The 9,892-nt window shown below is 60.5% G+C and carries 10 protein-coding genes and 1 pseudogene; 8 read left to right on the top strand and 3 right to left on the bottom strand.

The features are described from left to right. The 4 genes from QSK43_RS22345 to QSK43_RS22330 all read left to right on the top strand — a co-directional run. Positions 1-405 (top strand): TOBE domain-containing protein (locus tag QSK43_RS22345; protein WP_332305327.1); only part of this gene is annotated, 405 nt, incomplete at its 5' end. A gap of 87 nt (positions 406-492) precedes the next feature. Further along, complete coding sequence (locus tag QSK43_RS22340; RefSeq protein WP_332305326.1) at positions 493-1,977, top strand: mannitol dehydrogenase family protein; 1,485 nt, start codon at positions 493-495, stop codon at positions 1,975-1,977. A gap of 6 nt (positions 1,978-1,983) precedes the next feature. Then, the gene (locus tag QSK43_RS22335; RefSeq protein WP_332305325.1) at positions 1,984-2,703 is read left to right on the top strand and encodes an HAD family hydrolase; all 720 of its coding nucleotides are present in this window, start codon (positions 1,984-1,986) and stop codon (positions 2,701-2,703) included. Between the two features lie 60 nt (positions 2,704-2,763). Continuing rightward, the gene (locus tag QSK43_RS22330) at positions 2,764-4,338 is read left to right on the top strand and encodes an FGGY-family carbohydrate kinase (RefSeq protein WP_332305324.1); all 1,575 of its coding nucleotides are present in this window, start codon (positions 2,764-2,766) and stop codon (positions 4,336-4,338) included. A gap of 29 nt (positions 4,339-4,367) precedes the next feature. Here QSK43_RS22330 and QSK43_RS22325 read toward each other — a convergent pair whose 3' ends face one another. Next, a complete protein-coding gene (locus QSK43_RS22325) occupies positions 4,368-5,201 on the bottom strand; it encodes a MurR/RpiR family transcriptional regulator (RefSeq protein ID WP_442967876.1) in 834 nt (277 codons plus the stop codon). A gap of 294 nt (positions 5,202-5,495) precedes the next feature. Here QSK43_RS22325 and QSK43_RS22320 point away from each other — a divergent pair, with 294 nt between their 5' ends. Continuing rightward, a complete protein-coding gene (locus QSK43_RS22320; RefSeq protein ID WP_332305322.1) occupies positions 5,496-6,233 on the top strand; it encodes a sulfate transporter family protein in 738 nt (245 codons plus the stop codon). Here the strand turns inward: QSK43_RS22320 and nth are convergent. Continuing rightward, positions 6,195-6,977, bottom strand: coding sequence for an endonuclease III (gene nth / locus QSK43_RS22315; protein WP_332305321.1), 783 nt, complete (start codon positions 6,975-6,977; stop codon positions 6,195-6,197). The two genes, QSK43_RS22320 and nth, sit on opposite strands and share 39 nt — an antisense overlap. Positions 6,978-7,014: 37 nt before the next feature. Between nth and QSK43_RS22310 the strand changes: the two genes are divergently transcribed. From QSK43_RS22310 to QSK43_RS22300, 3 genes and pseudogenes are all read left to right on the top strand, one after another. Then, positions 7,015-7,497, top strand: a complete 483-nt coding sequence (locus QSK43_RS22310) for a DUF2244 domain-containing protein (RefSeq protein ID WP_332305320.1) — start codon at positions 7,015-7,017, stop codon at positions 7,495-7,497. 119 nt (positions 7,498-7,616) lie between these two features. Further along, positions 7,617-8,489, top strand: coding sequence for a methylated-DNA--[protein]-cysteine S-methyltransferase (locus QSK43_RS22305; RefSeq protein ID WP_045024642.1), 873 nt, complete (start codon positions 7,617-7,619; stop codon positions 8,487-8,489). Positions 8,490-8,578: 89 nt separating this feature from the next. Next, positions 8,579-8,752 (top strand): annotated as a pseudogene (locus QSK43_RS22300) (type II toxin-antitoxin system RelE/ParE family toxin); the annotation flags it as partial. Here QSK43_RS22300 and QSK43_RS22295 read toward each other — a convergent pair. After that, positions 8,749-9,723: a sugar-binding transcriptional regulator gene (locus QSK43_RS22295; protein ID WP_332305319.1), complete on the bottom strand. Its 975-nt coding sequence runs from the start codon at positions 9,721-9,723 to the stop codon at positions 8,749-8,751. The pseudogene QSK43_RS22300 and the gene QSK43_RS22295 sit on opposite strands and share 4 nt — an antisense overlap. Positions 9,724-9,892: the final 169 nt, after the last annotated feature.

The raw sequence follows: 9,892 nt of genomic DNA, 5'->3' as shown, positions 1-9,892 counted from the left end.
ACCATGGCCGACAAGATCGTGGTGCTCAACCGCGGCAATATCGAGCAGGTCGGCTCGCCGATGGAGCTTTACCGCTCGCCGGCCAACCTCTTCGTCGCCGGCTTCATCGGCTCGCCGCGCATGAACCTGGTGACAGGCGACTTTGCCCGCCAGAAGAATGCCGCCACAGCCGGCGTGCGCCCCGAGCACCTGACCCTGTCGAAGGAAGCCGGTCTGTGGCAGGGCAAGGTCACGGTCGCCGAACATCTCGGCTCCGACACCTTCCTCCACCTTGACGTCCCAGGCATCGGCCCGATCACCGCCCGAACCGATGGCGAGTTCGAATGCAGACACGGCGATACCGTCTTCATCACACCGGATGATACCAAAATCCACAGGTTCGATGATAAGGGCATCGCGATATGACGCGAAGGCTGGAAGGCAGATCCGCGCTGAGTGCCGGCTGCCATCCGGTCCCGCCACGAACAACGTTTCCCCTTCGAGGATCGTGACATGACATGCAAACTCTCCCTCGCAACGCTTGATGAAGCCCAAAAAACGGCGGCGATTCCGGCCTATTCCCGGGCCGATCTTTCCGCCGGCATCGTGCATTTCGGCGTTGGGAATTTCCACCGCGCCCATCAGGCGGTCTATCTGGACGACCTGTTCAACACTGGAGCGGACCATGACTTCGCCATCATCGGTGCGGGTGTTCTGCCTTCCGATGCGGTGATGCGCGAAAAGCTCGCCGCGCAGGATTTCCTCACCACCGTTGTGGAGCAGGACAATAACCGCACCGGTGCGCGCGTCACCGGGCCGATGATCGACATATTGCCGGTCGGCGATAGCAAAGCCATCATCGAAACGCTCGCCGACCCGAAAATCCGCATTGTTTCCATGACCATTACCGAAGGCGGTTATTTCATCGATGCGTCCGGTTCCTTCAACCCGCAGCATCCGGCGATCGCCGAGGATGGCACGAACCCATCCGTGCCTAAAACCGTGTTCGGCCTCATCGTCGCCGGGCTGAAGGCGCGACACGACAAGGGGCTTTGGCCCTTTACCGTCATGTCCTGCGACAACATTCCCCATAATGGCAAGGTCACCAAAAACGCGGTCATCGGGCTAGCGGAACTGTCAGATCCGGCCTTTGCCGACTGGATCGGAAAAAACGTCGCTTTCCCCAATTCGATGGTGGACCGCATCACCCCCGCCACCGGCGAGCGCGAGCGCAATATTGCCCGCGATGATTTTGGCATCGACGACAACTGGCCGGTCTTCTGCGAGGAATTCAAGCAATGGGTGATGGAGGATAATTTCCCCGCGGGCCGTCCGGCGCTCGAGACGGTGGGTGTGCAATTCGTGAACGATGTCGCGCCCTACGAGCACATGAAGATCCGCATCCTCAACGGTGGTCATGCGGCGATCGCCTATCCGGCAGCGTTGCTCGACATTCATTTCGTGCATGAGGCGATGGAGCATCCGCTGATCCGGGCGTTTCTGGCAAAGCTCGAAAAGGAAGAGATCATCCCGGTCATTCCGCCGGTTCCCGATACCGATCTTGGTGAATATTTCGGGCTGATCGAGCGCCGTTTCCTCAATCCGAAAATTGGCGACACCATTCCGCGCCTGGCGCAGGACGGCTCCAACCGCCAGCCGAAATTCATCCTGCCTTCGACCGCCGACCGTCTGGCGGCGGGTGACGATATCGTCGGACTTTCGCTCGTCTCGGCGCTGTGGTGCCGTTATTTTTACGGCACCACCGACAGTGGTCAGGAAATCACCTTCAACGACGCCAGCACTGACAGGCTTCAGTCGGCGGCAATCAAGGCCAAGGACGATCCGATGGCCTTTCTCTCACTTGATGACATTTTCGGAAAGGTTGCCGAATCGGAACTTTTCCGTAAACGCTTTGCCCATGCACTGACGACGCTGTGGCAAGAAGGCACGGCGAAGACCTTGCAGCTTTATCTGGACGACAAGCTGGCTGAAAAGTGATGCGAAATGAAAGACGGGACCGGACCTCTGCTGATTTTCGACTGCGACGGCGTTCTCGTTGATAGCGAGCCGGTTTCGATTTCGGTTCTTCTCGACATGCTCTCCCATCTCGGCGTGGAGATGGGGGAGGAGGAGGCCTATAACCGCTTTCTCGGCCGCAGCGTCGCCAGCATGACCGCGACGCTGTTTGAGGACTACGGCGTCGAGACCGACATCGATTTTCTCGACCATATGCGCGCGACCCTGTTCGAGCGCTTTCGGACCGAATTGCGGCCCATTGAGGACATTGCCGAAACGCTGGACAGGCTTGTGGCCCTGAAGCGGTGCGTCGCCTCATCCAGCCAGCCGGAACGCATCCGTTATTCGCTGGGCCTGACCGGCCTGATCGATAAATTCGAGCCGCATGTCTTCAGCGCCACGATGGTGAAGAAGGGCAAACCGGCACCCGATCTTTTCCTGCATGCGGCGCGGCAGATGGGCGTATCGCCTTCGGATTGCATCGTCATAGAGGATAGCCCTGCCGGCATCGCCGCCGCCAAAGCTGCCGGCATGGCGGTTTTTGCCTTTACGGGCGGCTCGCATGCGCAGTTTCCCGCATTCCGCGAAAAGATCGCCGGTCTCGGGGCGGATGCCACGTTTGACGCGATGCCGGATTTGGTTCAACTTGTCGGCAGTTATGTGGGGAAGGGTGGTTTTGACAGCCAGGTGGAACGTGACGCAGGCTGAAGTAAATCATGCCTGCCGCCGCCCGGAGGTCGTTGCGCGAGGGATGGAATTGCAGTCTTGATGCGTCAAAATCTCGTTGCCGTCGATGTCGGTACGGCCAGCGCACGGGCCGGGATTTTCGATCCGACCGGCAGGCTTCTTGCCCGCGCCACCCATCCCATCCTGATGCAAAGGCCGCAGGAAAACCACGCCGAACATGATTCCACCGATATTTGGAATGCGGTCTGCATAGCGGTCAGGGCAGCGCTCGCCGATGCCGGTGTTTCGCGCGAAAGCATCGCCGCCATCGGCTTCGACGCCACCTGCTCGCTCGTCATCCGCGATAAAAGGGGGGAGCCGGTTTCGGTCTCCGTCACGGGAAAAGACCGGTTCGATACCATCGTCTGGCTCGACCACAGGGCGATTGGCGAGGCTGACCGGCTGACGGCGTCGGGTCATCGGGTTCTGAATTTCGCCGGCAACAGCGTCTCGCCCGAAATGCAGATGCCAAAGCTGATGTGGCTGAAGGCGCATCTGACGGAAAGCTGGGCGCGCATGTCCTTCGCTTTCGATCTGGCGGATTTTCTGACCTGGAAGGCGACCGGTTCCGCAAAACGCTCCAATTGCACGCAGACGGCGAAGTGGAATTTTCTGGCGCAGGAAAATCCGGGCTGGCAGGCGGATTATCTCGAAATGGCCGGGCTTGCCGATCTGAGGGAGCGGGCAGGGTTGCCCGACACCACTGTGATGCCCGGAGAGAGCATCGGAACGCTTTCGCCCGAGGCCGCCAATGAGCTGGGTCTCGATACTGGCTGCCGGGTGGCTGCGGGCATGATCGATGCCTATGCCGGCGCCCTCGGTGCGCTTGGCGGTTGCCTGCTGGGTGATGTCGGCCGGCATGTGGCGCTGATTGCCGGAACGTCGAGCTGCATTGTGGCCATGTCCGAGCGGCAGATGCCCGGGCACAGCCTCTGGGGGCCCTATTGGCAGGCTGCCCTACCCGGCCACTGGCTGGTGGAAGGTGGGCAATCGGCCACTGGCGCGCTGCTCGATCATATCGTGCGCATGCATGCGGCGGGCGGCGAGCCGGATACGGCGCTGCATGCCCGCATCGTTGCGCGGATCACCGAATTGCGCGCGCTCGAGGGTGAGGCTTTCGCCGAGCGGCTGCATGTGCTGCCGGATTTCCACGGCAATCGCTCGCCGCTCGCCGATCCGCATGCGGTGGGCGTCATCAGCGGGCTGACGCTGGATACATCCTTCGACAGTCTCTGCCGCCTCTACTGGCGCACCGCTGTGGCTATCGCGCTCGGTGCGCGCCATGTGCTCGATGCGATGGAGCGTTTCGGTTACGCGGTCGAAAGCCTGCATGTCACCGGCGGGCATGTGAAGAACCCGCTATTGATGGAGCTTTACGCCGATGTGACGGGCAAGCGCATCGTGGTTCCGGCCACCGCCGACGCCGTTCTTCTCGGCACGGCGATGACGGCGGCGGCGGCTGGCGGCGTGCATGCGGGTCTTGCGGCGGCGGGTGCCGCCATGTATCCGGGCAATGCCGAAATATCCGGCAATCCGGCGCTCGCACCCCGTTACGAGCGGGATTATCGCCGTTTTCTCGCGATGCACCGCCATCGACAGGAACTGGACAGTCTCTGATTTTTCGCCGTGAAACGGCAGGGTGTAGGTCAGCCGCGCAGCGACCGTTTCAGCCCGTTGAGGTTTTTCATGCGTGTCGTGCCGGTCTCGTCGGCGTTGACGCCCAGGGCGCAGAGCGTGAATTCCATCAGGGAGACGAGTTGCAGCAGGCCCTGGCCGCCAGTCTGGGTCTGCGGCATGGCAAGACAGATATCGGCGCTTTCCGGTCCCCATTCGTAAAAACGGGTGGTGATCAGCAACGTTCTGTAGCCAGCCTTGCGCGCCGTTGCCGACAGGCGTTGCAATGGCATCAGGCTGCCGCCGCAATCCATGATGACGAGAAGGGTTTGCGCGGGTTCGAAATCCCACAGGGCGACATAGGCCGCGCTGTCGCTGCCGAGGTAATGCACATGTCCGCGGTATTCCAGAAGACGCCCGTGGAAGTGACGGCCGGCACCGAGACCTTCCGGGGATGTCGCCAGAAAAACATCCGCCGCGACAGCGATTTCGTTCATGGCGACATGCCAGATCGGTTGCGTGGTCATATCGAACGCAGTCTGGATAGCCTGGATCTGCTGCGACAGAAGGTGGGAAAACGGGTTGGACTGGCGTTGGCCGCTGTCGGCAATCGTGGGCTGATCCGCGCCTGCCGCTTCTTCGGCGTGGCGAAGATCGGCGCGAATATCGCTGAATTGCCGGTAACCGAGCGAACGCAGGAAACGGCCGACCGTCATCGGGCTGAGGCCGAGCTTGGCGGCCAGCGTCTGCGCCGTTTCAAATGGCAATTCATCCAGATGCTCGATCAGATATTTGGCGATCTTGCGCTCGGAGGGTGTACCGGCCTTCATGGCGCGGGTCAGATTCAACAGCAGCTTTTCCATCAACGCCTCATTGTTCTTAGTTATAACGATGATGCATTCGCGCGCCCGAACGAGCGTGCGAACCACGATTTGACGGTGGGGGCCAGCTTTTCCGGCCTTGTCCTCCACCGGACCGGAATGCGAATTATGATAGGTAGATTATTATATTTTAGAGATACCTTTTATACAAGAGAAATTCCATCTGCGGTTTAATTCCGCGCGTCTGGCATCTTTGCATCGGTCTTGCGAAGCGGGCGGCCAGCGCCTATCTCTCGTTGGCCAGCAAGTTTAACGCGAGAGGCGTCAAGGGAGTTCCGAATGATTTTTGATGCGGCGCGACAAGCCTTCCGCAATCTTTTTGCCGCCGAGACGCGGTCGGTGTTCTGGAAGGTTCTGGGGCTGACGCTTCTCGTGCTGGCGGCGCTGTGGTTCGCCATCCGCTCCATCTTCATCTATTTCGCCCTGCCATGGGTGGATACGCTGATCCCCGGCGTGCCGGACTGGGCGGGGTGGATGACCTTCGTTTTCGCCATTTTCGCCGGCATTGGGCTGGCGCTTGCCCTGGCCCTGCTGATCTCGCCGGTTACGGCCGTCATTGCCGGCCTGTTCCTCGACGATGTCGCCGAAGTGGTGGAAAAAAAGACTTATCCCGATGATCCGCCGGGCAAGGCAATGCCGATCGGCGAGGCTGTGCTGTCATCGATCAAGTTCTTCGGCGTCGTCATTGCCGGCAACCTCATTGCGCTTTTGCTGCTGCTGGTGCCGGGCGTCAACCTCATCGCGTTTTTTCTGGTGAACGGTTATCTGCTCGGTCGGGAATTTTTCGAATTCGCGGCGATGCGTTTCCGCTCGCCCGCCGAGGCGCGGCTATTCCGCTCAAAACACCGCACCACCGTGTTCATGGCCGGGCTGGTAATCGCGGCGTTTCTCGCAATTCCATTCCTCAACCTTCTGACGCCGCTTTTCGCCGCCTCGTTGATGGTCCATCTGCACAAGGCTGTCAGCCGGCGCGATCCGTCATTCGCCGCCAGCCGCACCGAACAGCTGCGCGGGTAGCTCCACCAGCGGCGCTGGAATATCGAAGGTCTTTTCGGGCGATTTGCAGATGTCGGCAATTACGCAGCGCTCGCATTCCGGCTTGCGCGCCTTGCAGCAATAACGCCCGTGCAGGATCAGCCAGTGATGGGCATGGAACAGATATTCCTCGGGAATGATGCGGACGAGCCGGTCCTCCACCTCGTCAGGGGTTTTTCCCGGCGCAAGACAGAGCCGGTTGGCAATGCGGAACACATGGGTATCCACGGCAAGCGTTGGTACGCCGAAGGCCATGGACATCACCACATTGGCCGTCTTGCGTCCGACGCCGGGCAGGGTCACCAGTTCCTCGCGGGTCTTCGGCACCTCGCCGCCGAAATTGTCGATCAGTATCTGCGACAGGGCGATGACGTTTTTTGCCTTGTTGCGATAAAGTCCGATGGTCTTGATATGCCCGATCAGCTGTTCCTCGCCGAGCGCCAGCATCTTTTCCGGCGTGTCGGCCACCTTGAACAGCGCCCGCGTCGCCCGGTTCACGCCGACATCGGTCGCCTGTGCGGAAAGCGCCACGGCCACCAGCAGGGTAAAGGGGTTGGTGTGTTCCAGTTCGCCCTTCGGTTCCGGCCGCTGAATGGAAAAACGGCGGAAGATCTCGGTCAACTCGTCCTTCGAATAGATCGTCTTCACGCGCGCCGGCTTGCGCGCGGATGTCGCATTTGACTTTTTTGAGGTTTGGGTGCTGGATCGTTTTTTGGCGACTGTCATGACCTATCTATAGCCAGCCCGCCCTGAGGAAATCAACGTGGATACGCTCAACGACCAGCCGATTTTCGCGGCGGAACTCGTTCCGCACCGTTCGCTTGGAAGAAGGGGTTTTCGGCTGCTTCTGGTGTTGGTCGGCCTTGCCGGCCTCGTTTATGGCGGTTTTTTCCTCGCCACCGGTGCATGGCCCGTCGGCCTGTTTTTGGGGCTGGATTTTCTGCTGCTCTACATCGCCTTCCGCGCCAATTACCGCGCGGCAGAAGCGCGGGAAGAAGTCAGCGTGTCGTATACCAGCCTGTCGATCCGCAAATTCTCTCCCGCCGGCCACATGGTGGAGCATCGCTTCAACCCCTTCTGGGCGCGTTTCCGGGTGCGCCGGCACGAGGAAATCGGTATCGTTTCCATGCATGTCACGGGCGAAGGGAAGGCGACCGATATAGGGTCGTTCCTCAACCCGGATGACCGTGAAAGCTTTGCCAAAGCCTTCGGCGGCGCGCTTGCGACCGTCAGGCGGCGGATGTGAAGCAGTATCCGTCATTCCGGCTCGGAGGCCGGTATGACGGAAGAATGGTATTCGACGCAAGAAACGGGTGGAGACAAAGGCGCTTTCGTGGTCCTGTCGTATCGGTTAGGAGAAATGCGATGAACGCCAATATCATGCTGAACGAGGACATCACCCCCATCGGATCGGATTACGAAACGGTGCGCGGCGTCATAGAGCTGCTGACACTCGATTATCGCGACCAGCCCTCCCTCGAAGCCATCGCCGCAAGGCTCGGCCAGTCGCCGACGCAATTGCAAAAAACCTTCACCCGCTGGGCCGGCCTGTCGCCCAAGGCCTTCTTGCAGGCCGTGACGCTCGATCACGCCAAGAGACTGTTGCGCGAAGAGGATTTGCCGCTGCTCGAGACCTCGATCGAGGTCGGCATGTCGGGGCCGGGACGCCTGCACGATCTGTTCGTCACCCATGAAGCCATGTCGCCGGGCGAATGGAAGGCGAAGGGCGGCGGGTTGACGATCCGCTACGGGTTTCACGCCTCGCCCTTCGGCCTTGCGCTGGTCATGGTGACCGATCGCGGCCTTGCCGGCTGCGCCTTTGCCGATCCGGGCGAGGAACGGGGTTGTTTCGAGGATATGGCCGGACGCTGGCCGAATGCGGATTATGTCGAGGACCGCGAAGCGACCGCCCCTTATGCCGCACGCATTTTCGAACCGTCCCTGTGGTCGGCGGACAGGCCGCTGCGGGTCGTGCTGCTCGGCACGGATTTTCAGGTGAGGGTGTGGGAAAGCCTCTTGAAAATCCCGATGGGCCGCGCCGTCACCTATTCACACATCGCCTGCGATATCGGCCAGCCCACGGCGTCCCGCGCCGTCGGTGCGGCGGTCGGCGCCAATCCGGTCTCCTTCGTCGTCCCCTGCCACCGCGCTGTCGGCAAAAGCGGCGCGCTGACGGGCTATCACTGGGGCCTGACCCGCAAGCGGGCGATGCTCGGCTGGGAAACGGGGAAGGTCTGATGGTTTTTGATTGTCTTTGCCGATCTGTCGAGGATCGGCTATTCTTTGTCCATGAAGAGCACAATCGAGCTTCCCGGTGATCTGAAACGACGGCTTGCCTTCTGTCCGCTAATCCGTATCTCGGCCGTAACGGTGAAATCGAAGGAACGAGGGAGTTGGTCGTTCCCGGTCTGCCCTACATCGTGGCCTATCGCGTGAGAGATAGGCAGATTGAAATTCTGTTCGTTCAGCACGCCGCCCGCGAATGGCCTCCGGAAATCTAAACCAGCTCCATCAGCGCCCTTGCCGCCGCCTCGTCGGTGATCAGCGTGTTGCAGCCGGTGCGTTTGATGGTGGCGCGGATGGCGATGGCGCGGTGGGCGCCGCCGGAGGCGAGAACGATGTGTTTGGCCTTGCGCAGCGTATCGAGATCGATCGCCATGGCGCGCTCATTGATCGGGTGATCGACGGAGCGGCCTTCCGCATCGATGAAGTTGAACATCGTGTCGCAGACGCAGCCCGCATCGATGAGTTCGCTCAGCGTTTCCTTCGAAATGAAGCCTTCCGAGAGCGAGGTCGAATGCGGACCGATATCGCCGCACGAGACGATGGCAAGGTCCAAGGTTTCGGCCAGATCGTAAAGCGTGGCGAGCCCGCATTTTTCGATCAGCGCCCTTTTTGTCTCGACTGAATCCACCAGCAGGGGCGCGAGGAACATGTAGCATTCCGCACCCAGCGCGCTTGCCAGCCGCCAGGTGTAATCGAGGGGGTTGGTCTGGTGCACGGCGACGATACCGCCGAGCAGCGAGACGACCTTGCAGTTTTCCCGGCGCGGCGGGCGGAAACTGGAAAGCGAGGCGGTCATGGTGCGCCCCCAGCCGACGCCGATGGTGGCGTTGTTTGGTACCGCCTCGGAGAGGAATTGCCCGAGTGCCAGACCCACGGCCTTGGCCGTGCCTTCGGCGCTCACCTTGTCCGGAGAGGGAATGATCACCGCCTCGTCCAGCCCATATGCCACCTCCAGCCGACCGGCCAGCTCGACAAAATCCTCGATGCCTTCATTGATCCAGATCTGCACTTCGGAGCGTTTCATCGCCTCGTCCAGCAGGCGGATGACGGTGGAGCGGCTGATGCCGAGTTTCTCGGCGACATCTTTCTGCGTCATACCCTGATTATAATAAAGCCATGCGGCACGCAGCCTCAGCGAAGCCGCTTCCGAATAGGCCGTATGGGTTTCTCTTCTCAGTTTTGCCACTGTTTCCGCCATTCTTAATGCAAGGTCGAGTATCGCAGGCGTGAAACTTATGTCAATTGCGATGCGCAAATGTCTTGACTTTCGGTCGTGCCGCTTGCGATAGTCGGAGCCGGACAGAACCGTGATTTCGGCCTTGGGCGCACCCATGGTGCGGGAACGAAAAGACGAC

The organism is Rhizobium sp. GR12, assembly GCF_036596185.1.
Taxonomy (GTDB): Bacteria; Pseudomonadota; Alphaproteobacteria; order Rhizobiales; family Rhizobiaceae; genus Agrobacterium; species Agrobacterium nepotum.
This window is presented reverse-complemented; position numbering and strand designations above follow the sequence as displayed.